Genomic DNA, 21,743 nt, shown 5'->3' with positions numbered 1-21,743 from the left:
CGGCACTCAATTGCCGTAAATTCGTTATCTTCACAACATTTCTCTTCAAAATTTATTGCACGGCAAGCAGGTTACTGGCGGAAGCCTGTTCCAGCTGCGGCACCAGATACCAGGTATCACCGTTCTTGCAGGTCACACCGCGCTGGGACTGGTTGTAGTTACGGTTACGCAGCAGTTCAATGCATTCCAGCCCCAGGGCAGAGACATAGCGCTGGCCCAGAGTGTAAGTATTGCCATTGGCGCTGAGCGATGCGCCCTGCGGCAGCGTATTCAGAGGTTGTTGCAGGTTGGCTGCCATTGCATGGAGGTCGGTAGAAGCAGTCTGATTCACAAGCGGTCGGGATGCTTCAACCTGCTTCGGGGAATATGCGCAGCCACTCAGCATGAGGGCGAGCGAAATCACCAGAAGGCGAGTTGCATTATTCATAGGATCAATATTTTCCAACAAATCTATAACTGGATTTTGTAATAAAGCTTTGATGGTATACAACCGCGTTTAATAGCTAAGCAGTTGATAAATCTTGCAGGTGCAGGAGCAACAAAAACGCAGGCGTTAAGTAAGAAAATCCAAAAAAAGGGTAGGCTACCGCACGGAAAAGTACCATTCCGGTTAAAAATCGAGCGGTTTTAATTGTGATGACGCAGGGAAACTATTCAGTCAACAACTAGTTTGACTTTTATTATTCACTAAAATGTTTTCGTGCCGAAGATTACATAATTAGGAGTAATCTGTCATTTGAAATTCATTCAAATTGGGCATCAGACACGCAAAAAAAGTAAAAGACTATTAACTCTGGTAGGGGCGGGAAAATTCTAATTGGACTATGTGGATGAATGTTGGCGATTATTTCTAAGATAAACCAAGTTGACTAAAAAATAGCCAGTCGTGGACGCGACTGGCTGGGTAAAAGGGATTAAACGGTTATTTCTTGTTCAATTAACACCGGATGAAATCTGCGTTTAAAGTAAATCAGCCCGTGTCCGTCCTCACTTAAGTGGATATTTTTGATTGCCACCAGGTAGACCAGGTGGGTACCGATGGTCTGCACCTGGCTAATCTCACCTTCCAGACTCGCCAGCGCCCCGTTTAACACCGGCTGGGCCAGAACGCCTTTTTGCCAGCAGGAGAGTTTGAACCGATCCTCCATCGCCATGCCGGTCATCCCGGCAAAATGACGCGCCATCAGCTCCTGTTCGTGATTGAGCACATTAATGCACAGCCTGCCGTTACCCTGGAAAACCGGGTTCATGGCGCTGTTGGCATTCAGGCATACCATTACCGACGGCGGGGTATCCGTTACCGAGCAGACCGCCGTGGCGGTGATGCCGCAGCGTCCGGCTTCACCATCGGTGGTAATCACATTGACCGCCGCAGAGAGGCTGGCCATCGCGTCGCGAAAACGCAGGCGTTGTTCATCATGTTGCATAGTGACCTCCCGCTGCCTTATTTCAGCAGCTTGTCCAGCAGGTTGATATCGGTGTTGTTGTGCAGGTGCGGAACCGTCCAGCCGTTCTGGTCATATTCAGACAGGCAGCGGTCGACCATCGCCATCATTTTGTCCATGTTGCCGGAGGTCTGCGCCTGGCGCAGGCACTGCAGGCGGATTTCATCCTGGCTACCGGAGTAGTTGATCTCGTACAGCTCATGACGGCCGCCGAACTCGCTGCCGATGGCGTCCCACATCAGTTTTAAAATCTTGATGCGCTCCACGTGGTCCATGCCGTTGGAGCCACGCACATATTTCGCCAGGTATTTGTCGATCTGCGGATTGTTCAGGTCGCGGGCGCTGGACGGCAGGTAGATCAGGCCGCTGGTGACGTTACGCTCGATGATGTTTTTGATCTTCGCGTAGGCCATCGGGGCCATCACGCGGTAGGTTTGCAGCGCCGCGTGGTCCGGCAGGTAGGCGCCGTTTACCCACGGCGTGGCTTCTGAACACATGGAGTCGCTCAGTGCCCAGAACATGTTGCGCCAGGCCACCACTTCCCCGAGGTCGGCCTGCACGCCGCGGAACTCGGCGGTGCCGGTACATTCAAGCGACTTTTTCAGCAGCCCGGTGATGAAGTCGAGTTTCACTGCCAGACGTACGCACGCCTGCAGCGGATACATGCGGGCGAAACCGCCTTCCATGGTCCAGCGACGGCAGCGGTCAAAGTCGCGGTAGATCAGTACGTTCTCCCATGGGATCAGCACATTATCCATCACCAGGATCGCATCGTTCTCGTCGAAGCGGCTGGTGAGCGGGTAGTCGTAAGGCGAGCCGGTCGCGCCTGCCACCAGCTCGTAGGAGGCGCGGGAGATCAGCTTCACCCCTTCGGCATCCATCGGGGCGACAAACATCAGGGCGAAGTCAGGGTTATCGCCCATCACCTGTGCCGAGCCAAAACCGATCATGTTGTAGTGGGTCAGCGCCGAGTTGGTAGCAACCACTTTCGCGCCGCTGACGATGATCCCGGCGTCGGTCTCTTTCTCCAGCTTGATGTAGACATCTTTCACTTCGTCAGCCGGTTTGTGGCGATCGATCGGTGGGTTGACGATGGCGTGGTTAAAGTACAGACCGGTTTCCTGAATGCGGATGTACCAGTTGCGGGCGTTCTGCTCGAACTGGCCGTAAAACGCCGGGTTGGCGCCCAGCGCGCAGCCGAAGGCGGCTTTGTAGTCCGGGGTGCGGCCCATCCAGCCGTAGCTCAGGCGGGACCACTCGGCGATGGCATCGCGCTGCTGGCGCAGGTCGCTGGCACTTTTCGCCACGCGGAAGAACTTATGGGTGTAGCCGCCGCTGCCGGTATCGGTGTTCCAGCACAGGGTGTCCTGCATGTCAGGTTTGTGCAGCGCATCGTAGAGCTGCGCGACCGAGGCCGCCGCATTGCGAAACGCCGGATGGGTGGTGACATCTTTCACCCGCTCGCCGTAGATATAGATCTCCCGGCCATCCTGCAGGCTTTTCAGATACTCTTCGCCAGTTAACGGACGTTGGGTACTCGCGCGGAAATCTTCAGGTTTCATAGGGACCTCATATCGGAATATGGTTGTTAAATTTATGTGTTGTTTTTGTTGCTCAATTGAAGCGTTATGGGAGGGTTCGTGAAGGGACGATTGGGACAACGACGGGTACTTTTCAGGCGGGTTTGAGATTTGTGATCGGGGTGGTTTTTACCGGGGACTCCGGTCTGAACTTTTGTCATTTATTCTTTTGTGAGATAGTTAGCACGAAGAGAAATTCTCGACTAAATAGCTGTTCCTAATACCGCTACACTTTGGCCTGCCCATATTTTCCTCCCGGGAACGGGCTGACGGTTTCCATAAAATGGCGAACCTTTTTTAGTAGTTGCTACATGACGCGGCACTGGTGGTTCCGGGTTATCGTGTCGTGCAGCGCCTGCCACAGCCGTTCAACGTGATTCACCCACGGTGAGTACACGGGCTGGTAAATGACCCTGAACTTCGGGTTCTGTTTCAGCCATTTTAGGGTCTGCTGACTTTTATGGGTGATGTAGTTATCGACGATAAGCGTGATCGTTTTCGCCCGCCGGTATGTCGTTCTCAGGTGTTCCAGCAGCACTGATAAACAGTGCTGAGCTTTTGCTGCTACCCCCGACGTAGCTGACTTTGCCTGTTCCACTGTGTAAGGCCCCCGCCAGATAATATTTTTCGTTCTGGCCCGGTGTTACAATGCGCTTCTGCTGACCACGCACTTGCCAATCTGCACCGATTTTGGGGTTGAGGTGGATATCCACTTCGTCCTCGTAAAATACCGGATGGTCCACGCTGCATTTTTGTAGTGCTTCATGGATTGTCGCCATTTTTTCTTCCTTGTGTGGATCCCGTATACGAAAGGTAGGCGCTGCTCTGCGCCAGACAAGCCCGGCTGCTGGTAACCATTTTCTTACCGTAGAGGCATGAAGCTGATAGCCTGTTATCTCGCGGATTTTTATCGTCAGCAGTTCTGTGCTCCAGCGCGAGCGCTGGTAGCCAAAATCGCCAGGCGTGCGCTGGACCAGTTGGCGTAACAATGCACATATTTGTTCAAATGGCCATCGCCGTTGTCGTCCTGAAGGCAGTGATTTCAGGCCTTCCAGACCATATTGAGTCAGCCAGTTAATCCAGCGACCTATAGAAGAGCGGGCACAGCAAAGTGTTGTGGCGACATGGTTGACGCTGTTTCCATCGTGAAGCATCAGCATGGCGTTAAGTCTGCGTGCATGATTTTTATCACGTGTTTTATGGATGGATTTCCGCATCAGGCGTCGTTCGTTACGGGGTATGGGTGCTATGATCGGCATCACTCGGTCCGGTTGGTGATTTGTGATGTATGGCGATTGATCAGATCGCACAATCCGGAGTAAGTTCCCTCACGGTGATCTACTATTTGGAACAGCTATTTAGGGGGCCAAGGGGAAGGATTATGTCGCTGCGGTGGTAGTTACGTTTTAGTTAATCACTACAAAAAAACTGCCAGAAATGGCAGGCGAGATAGACGAGGAATAAAGAGAGAAAGACGCAGGGGTAAAAACCAGAAAAAGGGCTTGAATCATTTAATTATTTATTAATCCGGTCGCTCGCTTGGCACTGAGGACATCGGTGAGAGTCATTAACAGAGCTTGTTCCTGCCTCGTGGACCCCTTGAGGTCAGTGCAAACCTGTTTTTAGCGTTCCATCGTGTAATGCACCGCATCAGTAAGAGTAATTTCTGCCTCAATAGCCTGAAACCTGAGGATAAATAGCGATATAAACGTAGCCGTAACTGGCTTGAGTATCCGCTATGCAGGTCAGTCTGGCAAAATGAACCGTTACCTGCTGCTGTTTGCGTGGATTTAACTCACCGGAATGCAGAATTGCTTCCAATTTTCTATAAAGGCGAAAAAGTCTGGTCAATTTTCTGAAGTGGCTCCGGGTTAAAATTTCCTCTTAAACCGGCCCTATCAGCCAAGTAATGCAGCAGGTTCCCTTCCTGAACCAGCCTTGCCCCAAAGCGCAGGATGACATCACTTTGCAGACCCCATTCCTGAAAGATTGAAAACGACATAATCCCTCCTTCATTCATAAGCCGGTATGCTTATAACCAGCCTTGTTCGGCAAAAGAAATAACTTCACTCCCTACTACGATGTGATCCAGTACGCGTACATCTACCAAAGCCAGCGCCTTCACTAACCGCTGAGTAATATGACGGTCAGCCGGGCTGATGTCGGTCGTTCCCGAAGGATGATTGTGCGCGAGAATGACTGCCGCCGCATTGTGGCGCAGGGCAGCTTTCACGACTTCCCGGGGATGCACTTCGGTATGGCTGAGTGTGCCCGCAAACAGCGTTTCTTGCTCCAGTAAGCAATGCTGGTTATCGAGATACATCACGATAAAAACCTCCCGCTCTTGGCTGACCATTTTTAATTGCAGCCAGACTTTAGCCATGCAGGCGGAAGTAAATGACTGCCCCGGTTGGCGCAGGTATTTCTCCAGCAGACGCAGCGCGCGATGGATAAGGCGTTGTTCACTGATCGGCAGGCTGGACACGAAAGTCAGTTGAGGCATAGCAGCTCCTTTAATTAAAAAAACCGCTGTTGGTTACAACAGCGGCCTGTATAAGGGAAGAAAGAATCATGAGGTATGTTCGTAGAACTGTTCCTCAACACGGCTCTGAAAAGCTGCATCCCAGCGTGCATACTGTCCAGACAGATCTATGTTCTGCTGTTTTAACAGGCTTTGGTAAGTGCAGGCGTGTAAGCCTTGGTTCACTGCATTACTGCAATGATTAATAAGACTGCATGTAATATAATCGCCGTAACTTCCAGCATGATCGGCAACTGGGATTAATAATGATCTTGTAACCAGAGTAACGCCCGATAATACACGCAATGAAGTGGTTTTATTTTTCATATTCTTAATTTCCGGATTAAATGTGTTAAGTAGCAGGATCGCGATAAATTGCCGTGTTTAAGTCACAACAATGCCAACAATGCCAACAATGTGCAGAAGGTAGCCAAGGCGTTACTGTTGACCGGTTTTCAGTTATTGACTGGCGCAGTCAATCATTATTTGCACTTCAGGAAGCCAGTTGCAGCATATTCTCGGCCATTATCCACAGGGCGCGATTGAACTTCACGTATCCATCGATGCCTTTAACTGCCCGGCTATGAGCGCAGCCACCTTTAGCTGTACGTCCCAACAATCCACCCTTAGCCAGGTTTTTCTGAATGTGCTGGAACGTCGTCCACAAATCGTTACTTTCATCCTTCCAGTGACGCGGGGAAAGGATTTGTGATTCGATCACTGACTGGTGTTCTTCTTCAAAACGCCAGGTTAATGCCGCTTTGCTAACGCTTGATGGGCGGGCGGTAATAAGAGCAAAGATTCCATGACATCGCTTTCCTCCTCCACACGGTCAAAGATACCCAGCACTTCATACGCCCCTAAATGACTTTCTGCACCACGTTGCCTTTGTGGGGCACACGTACCTCGCCAAAGTTCTCGTCGCAAATCAAACTATTCTGACAAAATGGCTTCAATAAACCCGACAACATCTGGTGGGGGGCTGACGCCATCATGGCTGTTCAGCAATATGATCTCTGGAACTTGTTTACTGGGAATATATCCTTCACGATGCAGGCGAAGCATATGTTTGTTATGCTCGCGTTTGTCCGGGTTCCGAACACGGGTCTGCCATGCGCAGAAGGACTGAAACCCTTCACTCTTCAGATTATCCAGCAATATAATGGTAGGAATATATGTGTAACGTTCATTAAAGTATTCATGTTTTTCTTCACAGAATACACTCGGCACACAATCATGAGTTCCTCATGGGTTAACGGACGGTCACGGCGAACGAGATTCACCGTCTCAAAGCGGGATGCTAATCGTGACATAATGGGCTCTCTGATAGCGGGTATAGCTTCTGCCAACTGGCAGAAGCTTTAAGAGAGTCAAAAGAAGAAATTCCAGATGCTACGGGCTGTGCTGACTACGGTATCAATGACTTTACGGACAATATGGGTGACCGCGCGGGGAAGCGGATACTCGTCAACGCAGGCACTCAGCGTTTCATCAAGTACATCACCGAAATCCTGACGGGCTTTTTTTAATACGGTTTCGTTACGGTAAAGAGGGTTAACCAGGGAACTGACCGCACTGCTGGAGCGGGCTGGAAGAGAGTTAAACATTGTTTCTACCAGTGTCTGCATTTGCCATCCTGTGTCCGCAGAGACTGCCACGACAGGGAGTGACGGGGCACGGAATAAGCGGCGAATAACGTCAGTTTTATCCTGCATGTGAACTAACTGAGCAGCTGAAGGCGTATTCAACGCACCATTCCATTCACGACAGGGTTCTGTTTTGTCTCCCTGCGAAACGATGACCAGAACCTTATCGTTATGCTGTGTTCCGGGTCGTAAGACGTTATGCCAGAACTCCCCATCGACCGACAGCGCCCGGTCATCTGCCTTAATCAGCCAGAGTATCAAATCCAGCTCAGGCAACACAGACTGGTAAAGTGCGCGATATTCTTCATCATATTCCTGACTTTCTCCCACACCAGGCAGATCAATAAGCGTCACAATTCGGTTACCCGCCTTTAAGTGAAAACTCTGGGGTTCACGAGTACATGCCCGGGAATGACCGACTGCCGATACCGGTTTCTGAAACAAGGCATTACACAGGCTGGATTTGCCCGCACCTGTTTTACCCATAATATCAATAACAGGCTGGTAATTAATGACGCTGTCCAGACGCTGTATAATTCCTCGGGCTACAGCAGAGGGCAGGAGTTCAAGGGGGGAGTGTAATAATTTAAGTGCCGATTTTTCGTCCATAGATATCACCTTTGTGAATAGCTAAAAGAAGAGGAATACAGACGTATTCCTCAAAATTCACTTGAGTAATATATAACTGAAAATTATTTAATATTGTCCTTTTGTACTTTTACGTCGTTCATATTCCTCAGCAATAAGGCGATTGATAAAATCATCACGTTTGATACCAGCGTGCATAATCATCTCATCCAGTTTTTCGTTATTTTTCAGGGATAGCAAAAATTTCTTATTAATATTTCCCTTGCCTGCCTTTATTCGGTGTTTATAAGAAGATAGTGCGCTTTTTATCTTTCTCAGAAACAACTCTTTTTTCTCCGGCGTATCCAAGATACAGTCATAAAAACCGGTCAGGCATATCTTCCTGTCTCCATCACTAATCGGCGAAAAGTTCCGAGTGATATTAGCATGTAGTTTTATCGAGTAACGCCAAAGATAATTTATTACCTCTGTACTTTCACTAACAAAGGGGTCAGGTGTATTCCCTTTTCTTTGCCAGTCACCTCTGAATTTGTTCAGTAATTTTCTTTTTTGGTTGCCTGATTCATTCAGAGAATCAAAATGTTCTACCAGAGCTTCGAATCTCCCTCTGTGTTCTGGAAATGCATCACCACGTCTATAACTATAACGAATAATTTGATGCCATAACCACAAACAAATTCGGCTGTCATGTTTTACCCAGTCGAATTCCACCAATGGTAATATCTCATCATTGCAGGCCGCTGTCATTCTAGTTACGAATTCCTCTATATCCTTTTCATCCTTTCTGAAATAATAACCGAGTTCTTTATTAATCCAGTAACACATTTCCTCCACGTTGCCTGATTTATCGAGCCATTCAAAGTCATGAAGAAGTCTTATTTCTGTACGAGCCTTTCTTTCCATATAACGAACATAAAACTGGCATTTTCTGACATCTCTTTCCGAGACGTAATTATAACGGTTCATTAGTATTCATCCAATCTAAGCAATCACACCGTGACTTTACCGTAAATTTTTATGGCTTTATAGTTGTTTTGTCACAAAATTATCGCGATTATGCCGAAGTTTTATCGTAACTAATCTGAATGTTTGAGCAATACATCGCTATGAAGAACCGGTCTCAATGAGGATAAACAGTACCATTTAACCACACAGCCCTTCGCTTCTACAGTGCGAGCTGCTTTGCCATTGGTACCTAATAAACAAAGGATAAAAAACATATACCGGAATACCACAATACAAAGTGCGGGGCCGTTATGATTAAATAAGGTTATTACTTTTATTGTGATAATTACTTGTCCCGCGATAAATTTTAATCCACATTAATAAACCCATTCAAACCGATAACGATATCGGTCAAATTAAAAATCACGCCCTCCTCACATGTTCATGAAACGACATTATGAGGAATACAGCATGAGTACACACAGTATCACAAACCCTAATCACCCGACTTATCCTGAACTGGAGTGTCAATTACACCATCATGTCGATAATCTATTCAGGCGATATTCAAAGCTTATTCTCTTGAGAATTGACTTTGCTTATCTGAGTCATTTATCTGAATTCATTCATCAGGATATTCATGGGCTGTGCGCCGATATGGTTCAGCTGGAAAGTCGATTAGCCGATATTAACGGAATTGCCGGTTATACTTGGGTGGCAGAGTACGGAACGGACCATCGCTATCATGCTCACTGCGCAATATTTATCAATGGGCAGTTACGTAATAAAGCCTGGGTAGTGTTTGAAGAGGTACAGAAAGAATGGGAGAGAGTCACTGAAAATGAAGGATATGCCCATCGATGTATTCCTCACCGCCATTATAGAGTCAGAAGTGAAGAGATGACGAAGCATGATAATGAAATGGGTGTGAATGCTATGAAATATATTCTCAGCTATATGGCAAAGACTGAGCAAAAGCCTGATGGGATTCATAGCCGATTCAGTTCAATACCCGATAAACCCCGCAGAGGGAGGCCAAGAAAACACGATTGAAAGTCATTAATTCCGGTGAGATGATATCTGATGAGGAGTGACAGTGAGCATAATGGCATTCTGTGTACTGCTATTACTTAGTATAACTGGACAGGTCGTATCATGATATCCGATATTACCTTCCTGACTGCTGACCAACTGGCAATATGAGATTAAAGAATGCTTTGTCGGCCCGGTCGAAAAATATATCTACAAAATGATTCAAGGCGGTCTGTTTCCTAAAACACTCAACCTGAAGAGATGCTCTCTCTCATTTTTGGAAATAACTTCAATAGCAAATAGCTTAATTATACGGATAATTACAAATCACTCGACAGACCGTATAGGCTAAATAGCTGCGTGGAATAGTCGATCACTTTGAGGGAATTCAGCCCGGATTGCGCGATCTGAGCAATCGCTAAATCAAAACAAACCACCAACCGGACTGAGCGATGCCGATCATAGCACCCATATCCCGTACCGAACGACGTCTGATGCAGAAAACTATCCATAAAACGCGTGGCAAGAACCATGCCCGCAGGCTCACCGCCATGCTGATGTTGCACCGGGGTGACCGTGTCAGTGGTGTGGCCAGAACGCTCTTCTGTGCCCGTTCCTCCGTCGGTTGCTGGATTCACTGGCTTACGCTGTCGGGAGCCGACGGTCTCGTCTCTTTACCCGCAGGACGCGCGCCCCGCTGACCGTATTAGCATATCTGCACATTGTTCCGTGAACTGATAAAGCATTCTCCCACTGATTTTGGCTATCAGCGTTCACGCTACGGTAGCGAACTTCTGGCAATAAAAATCAATGAGATAATCGGGTGCCGGTTACATGCCGGAACCATCCGTCACTGGCTGCCATCAGCGGGGCTTGTATGGCGCATAGCGGCACCGACTCTGCGCATCCGTGACTCGCACAAAGATGAAAAGATGGTGACAATCCGCAAAGCGCTGGACGAATGCAGCACAGAGCATCCGGTATTTTATGAAGATGAAGTGGATATCCACCTTAATCCCAAAATCGGTGCCGACTGGCAGTGGCGTGGTCAACAAAAGCGTGTTGTTACACCGAGCAGAATGAAAAATACTACCTGGCCGGAGCGCTGCACAGTGGTACGGGTAAAGTCAGTTACGTCGGTGGCAATAGCAAGAGTTCGGCACTGTTCATCGGCCTGCTGAAGCACCTGAAATCCACTTATCGACGGGCAAAAACCATCACACTTATCGTGGATAACTACATCATTCACAAGAGCCGGGAAACACAGCGCTGGCTGAAAGGTAACCCAAAGTTCAGGGTGATTTATCAGCCGGTCTACTCGCCGTGGGTGAACCACGCAGAGTGTCTATGGCAGGCGCTTCACGACACGATAACCCGTAACCATCAGTGCCGTTCGATGTGGCAGTTACTGAGAAAGGTTCACCATTTTATGAAAACTGTCAGTCCATTCCCGGGAGGTAAACATGGTCTGGCAAAAGTGTAGCGGTATTAGGCGCAGCTATTTAGGCTGTTTCAGGAGAATGAAAATTGAGACACCGGCACCTTCTGCGCCCGGTACCTGCTCGGCGAACAGCCCACTAAGTGGTTAAAAAAGCGCGCAAAATAGGCCGGATCCTTAAAGCCCAGCTGCCAGGCGATCTCATTCACCGCGCTGTCGGAAAAGACCAGCAGCCGCCTGGCTTCCCGCAGCTGGCGGTCGAAGATAAGCCGCTTTGGCGGGCGGTTGGCGAAGCGGCGGCAGATGTCGTTCAGCCGGGATTCAGTGAGGTGCAGCTCGCTGGCGTACTCCGGCACCGTCCAGTGCTGGTGGAAGTGCGCGTCAACCAGCTGAGTAAAGCGCTGAAATAGTTTCAGTTCGCCGCGCATGCCGAAGGCCTCGTGATCGTCCAGCGGGGCGTTGCGCAGCAGGGTAAACACCGCCTGCGCCAGCAGCACCAGGGTGTGCTCCCGTCCGGGAAGCTGGGCGGTGGACTCCCGCTCAATCAGCCGCCAGTAGTGGCTGAGCGCCGTCAGCTCCTCCGGTTTATCCGCCAGCGACAGGCAGATGCCCGGCAGCCCGAAGGTCTCCCGGGTGCCGGGGTAGAGCACTTCCAGCAGCGGCCAGATTAGATCTTCATGCACCGTCAGCACGTGCCCGTCGCTGTCCGATTCGGTGAAAAACGCGTGCGGTACCGAGGGCGGGGTAAGGACAAACAGCGGGGCCTGCACCGAGTAACGGTGATCGTCCAGCTGCAGCTCAATCTTCCCGGTATCAAGAAAGTGCATCTGAAAATAGCGGTCATGGCGATGGGCCTGCATATCGCGGCCAAAAAAGGCCGCCATACGCGCAAAGGACTGGTAATGCACATCGTCCGTTCCCAGGCTCTCGTCGTACTCTTTGCTGATGTCGATATTGGTAATCGGGCTCTGGCACATAACCGCTCCTCAATGGATCTTCTGCGTCGCCATGTCCGGCACGTTTGCACGGCTCTCCTGCCGGGTCATCGGAATACGCGTCAGCACCAGCGCACCCACCACCAGCAGCCCGGCGACGAACCACAGCCCGGAGCTGAAGCTGCCGGTGGCATCGCGCAGGATGCCAATCAGCAGCGGACTGACGGCGGAGCCGACGTTGCCGATGGCGTTGATCACCGCCAGCGCCACCGCCCGGGACTGCAGGCTAATAACCTGATCTGGCGTGGTCCAGAAGATCGCCATGGCGGTAAACGATCCGGTTGAGGCCATGATGATGCCAAGCAGCTGGATCAGGCTGTGATCGGTGGCCGACGCCAGCATCCATCCCGCCGCTGCGAAGAGATACGGCAGGATGGTGTGCTTTTTTCGTTCTTTCAGCCTGTCGGAGCGACGGCTCCACCAGATCATCCCGAGGATGGTGCAAAACTGCGGGATCGCCGCCAGCAGGCCAATCACGATATTGCTGCTGCCGGTGTTGAAGCTTTGCAGGATCTGAGGCGTCCAGATGTTGATGGCGCTCAGCGTATTGGTCAGGCAGAAGTAGGCCAGGGTGTAGAGCAGTACCGCCGGGGTCAGCACTTCACGCAGCGTCGAGCGCGGCGTGGCGGCGTGTGCCACGGCGTTCTCCTGCTCGCGGGCGATCATCGTTTTCAGGGTCTGCTTCTCTTCGTCGTCCAGCCAGGAGGCCTGATCCGGCGTGTCGTTCAGGAAGAACCAGGTCACCACCCCAAGCACCACCGACGGCAGCCCTTCCAGCAGGAACAACCACTGCCAGCCCTTCAGGTTCCACAGCCCGTCCATCGCCAGAATGTAGCCGGAGAGGATCGAGCCCAGCATCATGGTCACCGGCATGGCGATCATAAAGAGCGCGTTGGCGCGGGCGCGATGATAGGCGGGGAACCACCAGGTGAGATAGACCAGAATGCCTGGCAGGAAACCGGCTTCGGCAATGCCCACCAGCATGCGCAGGACATAGAGTGTTTCGGGGCTGGTGGCGAACATGGTGCAGGTGGAGGCGATCCCCCATACCACCATGATCCCGGCGATCCAGCGACGCGCGCCGATCTTCGCCAGCATGATGTTGCTTGGGATCCCGCACAGCACGTAGGTGACGTAAAAGAGCGTTGCGGCCAGGCCAAACATGGTGGAGGTGAGGCCCAGATCTTTGCCCATCGTCAGCCCGGCAAAGCCGATATTGATGCGGTCAAGGAACGAGAAGACAAAGAGAATAAAGAGAAACACGATCAAACGACGAAACAGCTTATTGATGACGCGATGTTCAACGGCTTTTTTATTATCAGGGTGCAGGGTAGAGGTCGTCATGTTGCGCTCCACAGTGTCCGTTCAATAGACGGATTTATTGTTATTAACTGACGTAACCGGTTTATCGATAAAGCGTGCCGCCAGCGCTTCGGCGCCGCGGGCGAGCAGGGTGGTGTCGACACCGACGGCGACAAACAGCGCCCCGAGTTCGAGATAGCGACGGGCCAACTGCTCATTCGCCATCAGGATGCCGGGCGCTTTGCCCGCAGCACGGATCTGCGCGATCGCCTGTTCGATGGCGGCCTGCACTTCCGGATGCTGGGGATTACCGGCAAAGCCCATATCGGCGCTGAGGTCCGCCGGGCCGATAAACACCCCGTCCACGCCCTCCACGTCCAGGATCTGCGGCAGGTTTTTCAGCGCTTCGCGGGTTTCAATCTGCACCAGCACGCACATGGTGTCGTTGGCCTGGTGCAGGTAATCCGGGATGCGGTTCCAGCGTGACGCGCGGGCCAGCGCACTGCCGACGCCGCGAATACCCGCAGGCGGGTAGCGGGTTGCGCGTACCGCCTGCCGCGCTTCGTCGGCGTTTTGCACCATCGGCACCAGCAGGGTTTGCGCGCCCACGTCCAGCAGCTGTTTGATCTGCACCGGATCGTTCCACGACGGGCGCACCACCGGCTGGCTGGGGTAGGGGGCGATGGCCTGGAGTTGGGTGAGGATGGTCTGCACGTTGTTGGGGGCGTGCTCGCCGTCGATCAGCAGCCAGTCGAAGCCGGCCCCCGCCAGCAGTTCGGCGCTGTAGCTGCTGGTCAGCCCCAGCCATAAGCCGATCTGGGGTTTGCCCGCTTGCAGTGCCGCTTTGAATGCGTTTTCCATGGTCGTCTCCTTACACAAAGCGGCAACTGATAGAGCCCATGTTGCCGTAGTCCACATGGAAGGTATCGCCCTTGCTCGCCGCGACCGGGCGGGTAAAGGAGCCGCCGAGAATGATCTGGCCGGGTTCCAGCTGCACGTCGTAGGGCGCCAGCTTGTTCGCCAGCCACGCCACGCCGTTGGCCGGGTGGTTGAGCACGCCAGCGGCAACGCCGGTCTCTTCGATCACGCCGTTGCGGTAGAGCAGGGCAGAGATCCAGCGCAGATCCAGCTCGTCCGGGCGGATCGGGCGGCCACCAAGGATCACTCCGGCGTTGGCGGCGTTATCGGAGATGGTGTCGAACACTTTGCGCGGGCGCTGGGTTTCCGGATCGATGTTGTGGCAGCGGGCGTCGATCAGCTCCAGCGCGGGGATGACGTAATCCGTGGCGTTGTAGACGTCGAACATCGTGCAGTTCGGGCCGCGCAGCGGTTTCGCCAGCACGAAGGCCAGCTCCACCTCAATGCGTGGGACGATAAAGCGGTCGGTAGGGATATCGCTGCCGTCGTGGAAGAACATGTCGTCCAGCAGGGCGCCGTAGTCCGGCTCGCTGATCTGCGAGCTGGCCTGCATCGCTTTCGAGGTGAGGCCGATCTTGTGGCCTTTCAGGGTGCGGCCTTCGGCGATTTTCAGGCTCACCCATTCGCGCTGGACGGCGTAGGCGTCGTCGATGGTGATCTGCGGATAATCCAGCGAGATCGCACGGATCTGCTCCCGGGTCTGTTCCGCCTGATGCAGGCGATGGGCAATCAGGGTATGGGTGTGTTTGTCGAGCATGGCGATATCCTGTTTTGCCGGGTGGCGCTACGCTTACCCGGCCTACGGTTGATGCTGCTGTTTGCCGGGTGGCGCAGCGCCACCGGGCATGAGGGCGCGCTACTTAAACAAGGCGTGCACGTTGTTCTGTTTGAAGTTGAGCGTCGGGTGCAGCTCGTCGATTTCAAACGACAGCGCCAGGTAACGGGCGTCCATCAGCCTGGCGAAGTGGTCTTTAATCAACGTAAACAGCATCTCTCCCACCTGCTGACGGCTCTCAAGGCTACGACCCGCGCCGATCTTCAGCGTCATATGCACAAAGGCGTAGTCGTGCTTGCCGTCGGCCATCTGCCAGGTGTCCAGCCAGTGGGCGCGGCTGCGGATCCCGCCGAGCGGGAAGATCCCCGTGGCGGCCAGCGCCTCGTTGACTTTGGCGAACAGGCCTGGCAGGTCGGCCAGGTCGCGGATGTTGTCGGTGCATTCAGCAATAAAGTGCGGCATAGGGCGTCCTTATGCGGGCAGAGGGAAAACGGCGTTAACCTGGCCGGTACCGGAGCTGGGGAACAGCTCGGTGAGGAACTCCACCTTACCGTCGTATTTGTCCCAGCCGAGCATGCCCAGCAGCATCACCGTGTCGTGCATGTTGCCTTCGCCGTAGCAGTAGTCGGCGTACTCCGGCAGCATGCTGCAGAATTCTTTAAACTGGCCTTCGCGCCACAGCTTCACCACCCGCTCGTCCATCTGGCGATCAAACTCGCGGGTATAGCTGTTCATCCCCTCTTCGGCGCGCTGGTCGTCAATAAAGCGGTGTGAGAGCGAGCCGCTGGCGAGCACCGCCACGGTGCCGTCATATTTCTCGATGGCGCTCAGGATCGCCTCGCCCAGTTTGCGGCTGTCGGCAAAGTCGTGAACCGTGCAGAAGGCCGAGATGGAGACCACTTTGAAGTGCTTGTCGGCGTTCATGTAGCGCATCGGCACCAGGGTGCCGTACTCCAGCTTCAGGCTCGGGATGTTGTGCGCTTTGGCGCGTACGCCGAGCTTCACCGCTTCGTCGGCAATCAGCTGGCCCAGCGCCGGGTTGCCGTTGTAGTCGTAGGTCATGTCGCGGATAAAGTGCGGCAGCTCGTTGCTGGTGTAGACGCCTGAAAAATGGTCCGCACAGTTGATGTGATAGGCGCTGTTCACCAGCCAGTGGGTGTCGAAGACGATAATGGTATCGACGCCCATCTCGCGGCAGCGTCTGCCGATCTCTTTGTGCCCGTCGATGGCCCCCTGACGACAGCCAAAGTTTTTACCGGGGATCTCAGAGAGATACATCGACGGAACGTGAGTGATTTTTGCTGCTAACGCTAACTTGCCCATTTCATACCCCCCATTTCGGGATCGGATGGTCGCCCATGGAGATGCAGACGTTCTTCATCTCGGCGAAGACTTCAAAGCTGTACTCGCCCCCTTCGCGTCCGGTGCCGGAAGCCTTCACGCCGCCAAACGGCTGGCGCAGATCGCGCACGTTCTGAGTGTTCACAAACACCATGCCCGCCTCGATATTGCGCGCCAGACGCAGCACCTTGCTGACATCCTGGGTCCAGATGTAGGACGCGAGACCGTACTCCACGTCGTTCGCCAGACGCAGCCCTTCCGCTTCGTCCTTAAACGGCAGCAGGCAGGCCACCGGGCCGAAGATCTCCTCCTGCGCCACGCGCATGCGGTTATCAACATCCGCCAGCACGGTCGGGCGCAGGAAGTTGCCGCCTTTCAGGTGGGCGGGCAGGTCGGTTGGTTTGTCCGGGCCGCCCGCCAGCAGGGTTGCACCCTCTTCAATGCCGAGGCGGATATAGCCGGAGACTTTCTCCCAGTGCTGCTGGCTGATGAGCGCCCCAATCTGGGTGTTCGGATCGGTCGGGTCGCCCACCCGCAGGCGGTTGGCGCGCTCGGCGAAGCGTTTGACGAATTCCGGGTAGATGCTCTGCTGGATAAAGATGCGCGAGCCCGCGGTGCAGCGTTCGCCGTTGATGGAGAAGATGGTGAACAGGGCGGCATCCAGGGCGCGTTCGATGTCGGCATCTTCAAAAATCAGTACCGGCGATTTGCCCCCCAGCTCCATGGAGTATTTTTTCAGCCCGGCGCTCTGCATGATGCGCCGTCCGGTGGCGGTGCCGCCGGTGAACGACACGGCCCGCACGTCCTGATGGCGTACCAGCGCATCGCCAGCCGTGGCACCGTAGCCCTGCACCACGTTCAGCACCCCCGCCGGAATACCCGCCTCCAGCGCCAGCTCGCCCAGACGGTCGGCGGTCAGCGGGGAGAGTTCAGACATCTTCAGTACCGCGGTGTTACCCAGCGCCAGGCAAGGCGCAACCTTCCAGGTGGCGGTCATAAAGGGCACGTTCCACGGCGAGACCAGGGCGCAAACCCCCACCGGCTGCACCAAGGTGTAGTTCAACATCTTGTCGTCGACCGGGTAGGTCTTGCCGTTCATCTGCTGGCACACCTCGGCGAAGAATTCGAAGTTGTGCGAGGCGCGCGGGATCAGCACGTTTTTAGTCTGGTGGATCGGCAGGCCGGTATCGGCAGTCTCCATCGCGGCAATTTCCGGCACGTTCTGGTCGATCAGATCGCCCAGACGACGCATCAGGCGCGCGCGCTCCTTCATCGGCAGGTTGGCCCATTTCGGGAACGCCGCTTTGGCTGCTTCGACGGCCTGGTTGATCTCATCTGCGCCGCCGGAGGCCACCTCCGCCAGCACCTCGCCGGTAGCCGGGTTGGTAGTGTGGAAGGTGTCGCTACCCGCGACGTTTTTACCGTTGATCCAGTGGTTAATCTTTTTCATTATTTGGCCTCCTCGCTGACAATCCGGTTGACCAGACGGCCAACGCCTTCCACTTCCACCACCACTTCATCCCCCGGGCGCACGTCGGCCAGCCCTTTTGGCGTGCCGGTGGCGATCATGTCCCCCGGCTGCAGGGTCATAAACTCACTTAAGTAAGCAATCAGGAACGGGATGCTGAAGATCAGATCGGCCGTGGTCCCTTGCTGGCGCAGCTCGCCATTGACGAAGGTGCGCAGGGTTAAGTTATGCGGGTCAGGAATGGCCGCTTTTGGCACGATGTTGGGGCTGATGGGGGTTAACCCGTCGCGGCTTTTGACCCGCAGGTTGGGGCGATAGTAGTTTTCCAGGTAGTCGCGGATGGCGTAGTCGTTGCAGACCGTATAGCCCGCGACATAGTCCATCGCCTCGGCTTCGCTGACCTTACGCGCGGTTTTGCCGATCACCACCACCAGCTCCGCTTCGTAGTGCATGTACTCGACGTTGTCCGGACGCACCGAAGTCTGGTTGTCACCGTTAAAGGTGTTCGGCGCTTTGATAAACACCAGTGGCTCGGTGGGGGGCTTGAAGTCCAGCTCGCTGGCGTGATCGGCGTAGTTCAGGCCGAGGGCAAACAGCGTGGGGTGAGGGTGTGCACCCTGAGCGATGGCGACGTCGCGTTCATTGACAACCGGGTTTTCCAGCGCCGGAAAGCCTTCTGCCAGAATGCGCACGCGGTCGCCTGGCTGGAGCGGCACGCGCGAGTGCGGAGTGCCGAGCAGAATCGCGTCGCCGGGGTTGAGCGTTGCAAACTCGCTCAGGGCGCTCAGCAGTTCAGCGGCGTTACGCTGCAAATCGGCGGTGTTCCAGTGGTCTGCTTCGCGGCCGTTGATCTCGGTGATGATGGTCAGGTTATCCACGTTGTCGACGGCGGCGAGTTCACCCAGCGGGCAAAAGCCGTCCCGGCATTTGGCTTTGATCGCCGGGCGGTAGAAGCTCTCTTCCGGCAGGCTTACCTCGTTTGCCAGCGCGTACCCGGCAATGTAGTCGGCGGCCTCTTCAGGGCTGACTTTGCTCGCGGTCTTGCCGACAATCAGCGCCACCGTGGCACCGCTCAGTACCTGTTCCCCTTCAGGATGCGGGATGGCATCACCGGCGCGGATCAGGGTATTGCGCGGTTTAATAAACCAGACGGCGGTTTTCGGTGGCGTGTTGTATGGGGGCTGGTTAAATGCGTCACGCCAGGCATCAAGCTGGCTACGGTGATTGAGTGCCACCGCGAAAACAGTACCTTTCATCACTTTCTCCTCTGGCCCGGGTTACGGGTTTTGAGTTCATTAATATGTTAATGATTAGGTTTTAGCCCCTCACTGGGTGTTTGGCAAACAGAAGTGAATATTTTGTGATAGTGATAACAATAAATTTACATTTACGATATATTAATCATATATATCAGTTACTTAATATTTTAATGTGATATCTGTTAGACTTTTCAGTCGCGCCGCTGGTGCGCAGAGAGAGCGTTATGCATTGATTGTTTCGTTATTAATGATGTTGAGGTGGGAGCGCCATGCACGATTCGTTAACTATCGCACTACTCCAGGCGCGGGAAACCGCGATGACCTTTTTTCGCCCGATTATCAAGCAGCAGAATCTGACGGAGCAGCAGTGGCGGATCGTGCGCGTGCTGGCGGAACATCCGTCGATGGATTTTCATGACCTGGCCTTCCGCACCTGTATTCTGCGCCCGAGCCTGACCGGGATCCTGACGCGTATGGAGCGTGACGGGCTGGTGCTGCGCTTAAAGCCGCTCAACGACCAGCGCAAGCTCTATGTTTCGCTCACCAAAGAGGGGAACGCCCTGTATGAACGCGCCCAGGCGCAGGTGGAAGAGGCCTATCAGCAGATTGAGGCGCGGTACACGCCGGAGAAAATGCAGCAGCTGACGGCCCTGCTACAGGAGTTTATTGCGCTGGGCGATGGGCAGGTTAACAGCCAGGAAGAGGAGTAGATCGCTGCGGTCATCAACACAATTTCCGTAAAGTTTTCCCATTCCAGGCCGAAAATTCTGTACCTGTCTGGTGGAATGAGAAATCATGTTAAATCGTATCAAGATTGTTACTAGCTTATTGCTGGTATTAGTTATTTTTGGCTTATTACAGCTCACATCCGGTGGCCTTTTCTTTAATGCCCTGAAGCATGACAAAGAAAACTTCACCGTCCTGCAAACCATTCGTCAGCAACAATCCACGCTTAACAGCAGCTGGGTAGCGTTGCTGCAAACCCGTAACACCCTGAACCGCGCGGGCATCCGCTACATGATGGATCAGAACAACATCGGTAGCGGTGCCACCGTGAACGATCTGATGCAGATTGCTGCTGCTTCACTGAAGCAGGCGGAAAAAAGCTGGGCGGAGTACGAAGCCCTGCCGCGTGACCCGCGTCAGAGTGAAGGCGCCGCGCTGGAAATCAAACGTAACTACGATATCTATCATGGTGCGCTGGCCGAACTGATCCAGCTGCTGGGCGCAGGCAAGATCAATGAGTTCTTCGATCAGCCGACCCAGAGCTACCAGGATGGCTTTGAGAAGCAGTACGTTAACTATCTGCAGCAGAACGATCATCTGTATCAGACCGCCGTGGACGACAGCAACAGCTCTTACAGCCAGGCCCTCTGGATCCTGCTTAGCGTGCTGATCCTGGTGCTGGTGGTGATTGTCGGCGTGTGGCTGGGTATCCGTCACGCCCTGATCTCTCCGCTGAACCGTCTGACTGACAGCATTCGTCATATCGCCAGCGGCGATCTGGTGAAACGCATCGAAGTGGAAGGTTCTAACGAGATGGGCCAGCTGGCCGATACGCTGCGTCACATGCAGGCTGAACTGATGCGTACCGTCGGCGACGTGCGTAATGGCGCTAACGCCATCTACAGCGGCGCGAGCGAAATCTCCATGGGTAACAACGATCTCTCCTCCCGTACCGAGCAGCAGGCGGCCTCGCTGGAAGAGACCGCAGCCAGCATGGAAGAGCTGACCGCCACCGTGAAGCAGAACGCCGAGAACGCCCGCCAGGCGAGCCATCTGGCGCTGAGCGCATCCGAAACCGCGCAGAAAGGCGGCAAAGTGGTGGATAACGTGGTGCAAACCATGCGTGACATCGCCGGAAGTTCCCAGAAGATTGCTGACATCATCAGCGTGATCGACGGTATTGCCTTCCAGACCAACATCCTGGCGCTGAACGCGGCGGTAGAAGCGGCGCGTGCCGGTGAGCAGGGTCGTGGCTTTGCGGTGGTAGCGGGTGAAGTCCGTAACCTGGCCCAGCGCAGCGCCCAGGCGGCACGTGAGATCAAGAGCCTGATTGAAGACTCCGTGGGTCGCGTCGAAGTGGGTTCCACGCTGGTGGAAAGCGCCGGTGAGACCATGGGTGAAATCGTCAGCGCGGTGACCCGCGTGACCGACATCATGGGTGAGATCGCCTCAGCCTCTGACGAGCAAAGCCGCGGGATCGACCAGGTGGGTCTGGCGGTGGCCGAGATGGATCGCGTCACCCAGCAGAACGCCTCGCTGGTGCAGGAATCTGCGGCGGCAGCGGCGGCACTGGAAGAGCAGGCGAGCCGTCTGACTCAGGCAGTGGCGGTGTTCCGCATTCAGCAGGAGCAGCAGAAAGCCCATTCACACGCGGCGGTGAAAACCGTGGTATCACCCGTTGCAACGCGCAAAGTAGCCGCTGCCGACAGCGGTGACAACTGGGAAACCTTCTGATGTAAAAAAGCGCCCTGTTCAGGCAGGGCG

At 54.0% G+C, this 21,743-nt stretch carries 18 protein-coding genes and 4 pseudogenes; 4 read left to right on the top strand and 18 right to left on the bottom strand.

Features of this window, described 5'->3' with window-relative positions; translation table 11 throughout:
• Positions 1-52: 52 nt before the first annotated feature.
• From DVA43_RS14780 to DVA43_RS14740, 10 genes and pseudogenes are all read right to left on the bottom strand, one after another.
• Positions 53-427: a hypothetical protein gene (locus DVA43_RS14780; protein WP_114315969.1), complete on the bottom strand. Its 375-nt coding sequence runs from the start codon at positions 425-427 to the stop codon at positions 53-55.
• A 487-nt stretch (positions 428-914) separates the two neighbouring features.
• Positions 915-1,427, bottom strand: a complete 513-nt coding sequence (locus DVA43_RS14775; protein ID WP_114315968.1) for a 4-hydroxyphenylacetate 3-monooxygenase reductase subunit — start codon at positions 1,425-1,427, stop codon at positions 915-917.
• 17 nt (positions 1,428-1,444) lie between these two features.
• A complete protein-coding gene (gene hpaB, locus DVA43_RS14770) occupies positions 1,445-3,007 on the bottom strand; it encodes a 4-hydroxyphenylacetate 3-monooxygenase, oxygenase component (protein ID WP_114315967.1) in 1,563 nt (520 codons plus the stop codon).
• Positions 3,008-3,251: 244 nt separating this feature from the next.
• Positions 3,252-4,284: pseudogene (locus tag DVA43_RS14765) on the bottom strand (IS630 family transposase).
• A gap of 412 nt (positions 4,285-4,696) precedes the next feature.
• Positions 4,697-5,027 (bottom strand): annotated as a pseudogene (locus tag DVA43_RS14760) (type IV toxin-antitoxin system YeeU family antitoxin).
• A gap of 30 nt (positions 5,028-5,057) precedes the next feature.
• Entirely contained in the window at positions 5,058-5,528 is a 471-nt protein-coding gene (gene radC, locus DVA43_RS14755) for a DNA repair protein RadC (protein ID WP_114315966.1), read from the bottom strand.
• Positions 5,529-5,594: 66 nt separating this feature from the next.
• A complete protein-coding gene (locus tag DVA43_RS24555) occupies positions 5,595-5,873 on the bottom strand; it encodes a hypothetical protein (protein ID WP_147271034.1) in 279 nt (92 codons plus the stop codon).
• Between the two features lie 166 nt (positions 5,874-6,039).
• Positions 6,040-6,859 (bottom strand): annotated as a pseudogene (locus DVA43_RS14750) (DUF932 domain-containing protein).
• Positions 6,860-6,916: 57 nt separating this feature from the next.
• Positions 6,917-7,801, bottom strand: a complete 885-nt coding sequence (locus DVA43_RS14745) for a GTPase family protein (protein ID WP_114315965.1) — start codon at positions 7,799-7,801, stop codon at positions 6,917-6,919.
• An 87-nt stretch (positions 7,802-7,888) separates the two neighbouring features.
• Positions 7,889-8,746, bottom strand: a complete 858-nt coding sequence (locus tag DVA43_RS14740; protein WP_147271033.1) for a hypothetical protein — start codon at positions 8,744-8,746, stop codon at positions 7,889-7,891.
• A gap of 450 nt (positions 8,747-9,196) precedes the next feature.
• Between DVA43_RS14740 and DVA43_RS14735 the strand changes: the two genes are divergently transcribed.
• Complete coding sequence (locus DVA43_RS14735) at positions 9,197-9,778, top strand: inovirus-type Gp2 protein (protein WP_164529639.1); 582 nt, start codon at positions 9,197-9,199, stop codon at positions 9,776-9,778.
• A gap of 431 nt (positions 9,779-10,209) precedes the next feature.
• Positions 10,210-11,240: pseudogene (locus DVA43_RS14730) on the top strand (IS630 family transposase).
• A 29-nt stretch (positions 11,241-11,269) separates the two neighbouring features.
• On the opposite strand, the gene hpaA reads toward DVA43_RS14730, so the two are convergent.
• From hpaA to hpaG, 8 genes are all read right to left on the bottom strand, one after another.
• Positions 11,270-12,172, bottom strand: a complete 903-nt coding sequence (hpaA, locus tag DVA43_RS14725) for a 4-hydroxyphenylacetate catabolism regulatory protein HpaA (RefSeq protein ID WP_114315962.1) — start codon at positions 12,170-12,172, stop codon at positions 11,270-11,272.
• Between the two features lie 9 nt (positions 12,173-12,181).
• Positions 12,182-13,534 (bottom strand): 4-hydroxyphenylacetate permease, encoded by a 1,353-nt coding sequence (hpaX, locus tag DVA43_RS14720; RefSeq protein WP_114315961.1) that lies wholly within the window; start codon positions 13,532-13,534, stop codon positions 12,182-12,184.
• 21 nt (positions 13,535-13,555) lie between these two features.
• The gene (gene hpaI / locus DVA43_RS14715) at positions 13,556-14,353 is read right to left on the bottom strand and encodes a 4-hydroxy-2-oxoheptanedioate aldolase (protein ID WP_114315960.1); all 798 of its coding nucleotides are present in this window, start codon (positions 14,351-14,353) and stop codon (positions 13,556-13,558) included.
• A 10-nt stretch (positions 14,354-14,363) separates the two neighbouring features.
• Positions 14,364-15,167, bottom strand: a complete 804-nt coding sequence (gene hpaH, locus DVA43_RS14710) for a 2-oxo-hept-4-ene-1,7-dioate hydratase (protein WP_114315959.1) — start codon at positions 15,165-15,167, stop codon at positions 14,364-14,366.
• A 99-nt stretch (positions 15,168-15,266) separates the two neighbouring features.
• Positions 15,267-15,647, bottom strand: coding sequence for a 5-carboxymethyl-2-hydroxymuconate Delta-isomerase (locus tag DVA43_RS14705; protein WP_114315958.1), 381 nt, complete (start codon positions 15,645-15,647; stop codon positions 15,267-15,269).
• Positions 15,648-15,656: 9 nt separating this feature from the next.
• Complete coding sequence (gene hpaD / locus DVA43_RS14700) at positions 15,657-16,508, bottom strand: 3,4-dihydroxyphenylacetate 2,3-dioxygenase (RefSeq protein ID WP_114315957.1); 852 nt, start codon at positions 16,506-16,508, stop codon at positions 15,657-15,659.
• 1 nt (position 16,509) lies between these two features.
• Complete coding sequence (gene hpaE / locus DVA43_RS14695) at positions 16,510-17,976, bottom strand: 5-carboxymethyl-2-hydroxymuconate semialdehyde dehydrogenase (protein WP_114315956.1); 1,467 nt, start codon at positions 17,974-17,976, stop codon at positions 16,510-16,512.
• Positions 17,976-19,250: a 4-hydroxyphenylacetate degradation bifunctional isomerase/decarboxylase gene (gene hpaG, locus DVA43_RS14690; protein WP_114315955.1), complete on the bottom strand. Its 1,275-nt coding sequence runs from the start codon at positions 19,248-19,250 to the stop codon at positions 17,976-17,978. Before hpaG ends, hpaE begins: the two co-directional genes overlap by 1 nt.
• Before the next feature lie 272 nt (positions 19,251-19,522).
• On the opposite strand from hpaG, the gene hpaR reads away from it, so the two are divergent.
• Both hpaR and tsr read left to right on the top strand, forming a co-directional pair.
• Positions 19,523-19,963, top strand: a complete 441-nt coding sequence (gene hpaR / locus DVA43_RS14685; protein ID WP_103178148.1) for a homoprotocatechuate degradation operon regulator HpaR — start codon at positions 19,523-19,525, stop codon at positions 19,961-19,963.
• Positions 19,964-20,048: 85 nt separating this feature from the next.
• Positions 20,049-21,713 carry a methyl-accepting chemotaxis protein gene (gene tsr / locus DVA43_RS14680; protein ID WP_114315954.1) on the top strand — a complete coding sequence of 555 codons (1,665 nt, stop codon included), beginning with the start codon at positions 20,049-20,051 and terminating at the stop codon, positions 21,711-21,713.
• Positions 21,714-21,743 lie beyond the last annotated feature (30 nt).

The organism is Leclercia sp. W6 (genome assembly GCF_003336345.1).
Classification (GTDB): domain Bacteria; phylum Pseudomonadota; class Gammaproteobacteria; order Enterobacterales; family Enterobacteriaceae; genus Enterobacter.
The sequence above is the reverse complement of the archived record's forward strand: the minus strand, read 5'-3'. Positions and strand labels throughout refer to the sequence as shown.

What these genes read in the sequence shown, in the direction of transcription:
- DVA43_RS14780 (WP_114315969.1), bottom strand. Translation starts at nt 427, where the DNA reads ATGAATAATGCAACTCGCCTTCTGGTGATTTCGCTCGCCCTCATGCTG.
- DVA43_RS14775 (WP_114315968.1), bottom strand. Translation starts at nt 1,427, where the DNA reads ATGCAACATGATGAACAACGCCTGCGTTTTCGCGACGCGATGGCCAGC.
- hpaB (WP_114315967.1), bottom strand. Translation starts at nt 3,007, where the DNA reads ATGAAACCTGAAGATTTCCGCGCGAGTACCCAACGTCCGTTAACTGGC.
- radC (WP_114315966.1), bottom strand. Translation starts at nt 5,528, where the DNA reads ATGCCTCAACTGACTTTCGTGTCCAGCCTGCCGATCAGTGAACAACGC.
- DVA43_RS24555 (WP_147271034.1), bottom strand. Translation starts at nt 5,873, where the DNA reads ATGAAAAATAAAACCACTTCATTGCGTGTATTATCGGGCGTTACTCTG.
- DVA43_RS14745 (WP_114315965.1), bottom strand. Translation starts at nt 7,801, where the DNA reads ATGGACGAAAAATCGGCACTTAAATTATTACACTCCCCCCTTGAACTC.
- DVA43_RS14740 (WP_147271033.1), bottom strand. Translation starts at nt 8,746, where the DNA reads ATGAACCGTTATAATTACGTCTCGGAAAGAGATGTCAGAAAATGCCAG.
- DVA43_RS14735 (WP_164529639.1), top strand. Translation starts at nt 9,197, where the DNA reads ATGAGTACACACAGTATCACAAACCCTAATCACCCGACTTATCCTGAA.
- hpaA (WP_114315962.1), bottom strand. Translation starts at nt 12,172, where the DNA reads ATGTGCCAGAGCCCGATTACCAATATCGACATCAGCAAAGAGTACGAC.
- hpaX (WP_114315961.1), bottom strand. Translation starts at nt 13,534, where the DNA reads ATGACGACCTCTACCCTGCACCCTGATAATAAAAAAGCCGTTGAACAT.
- hpaI (WP_114315960.1), bottom strand. Translation starts at nt 14,353, where the DNA reads ATGGAAAACGCATTCAAAGCGGCACTGCAAGCGGGCAAACCCCAGATC.
- hpaH (WP_114315959.1), bottom strand. Translation starts at nt 15,167, where the DNA reads ATGCTCGACAAACACACCCATACCCTGATTGCCCATCGCCTGCATCAG.
- DVA43_RS14705 (WP_114315958.1), bottom strand. Translation starts at nt 15,647, where the DNA reads ATGCCGCACTTTATTGCTGAATGCACCGACAACATCCGCGACCTGGCC.
- hpaD (WP_114315957.1), bottom strand. Translation starts at nt 16,508, where the DNA reads ATGGGCAAGTTAGCGTTAGCAGCAAAAATCACTCACGTTCCGTCGATG.
- hpaE (WP_114315956.1), bottom strand. Translation starts at nt 17,976, where the DNA reads ATGAAAAAGATTAACCACTGGATCAACGGTAAAAACGTCGCGGGTAGC.
- hpaG (WP_114315955.1), bottom strand. Translation starts at nt 19,250, where the DNA reads ATGAAAGGTACTGTTTTCGCGGTGGCACTCAATCACCGTAGCCAGCTT.
- hpaR (WP_103178148.1), top strand. Translation starts at nt 19,523, where the DNA reads ATGCACGATTCGTTAACTATCGCACTACTCCAGGCGCGGGAAACCGCG.
- tsr (WP_114315954.1), top strand. Translation starts at nt 20,049, where the DNA reads ATGTTAAATCGTATCAAGATTGTTACTAGCTTATTGCTGGTATTAGTT.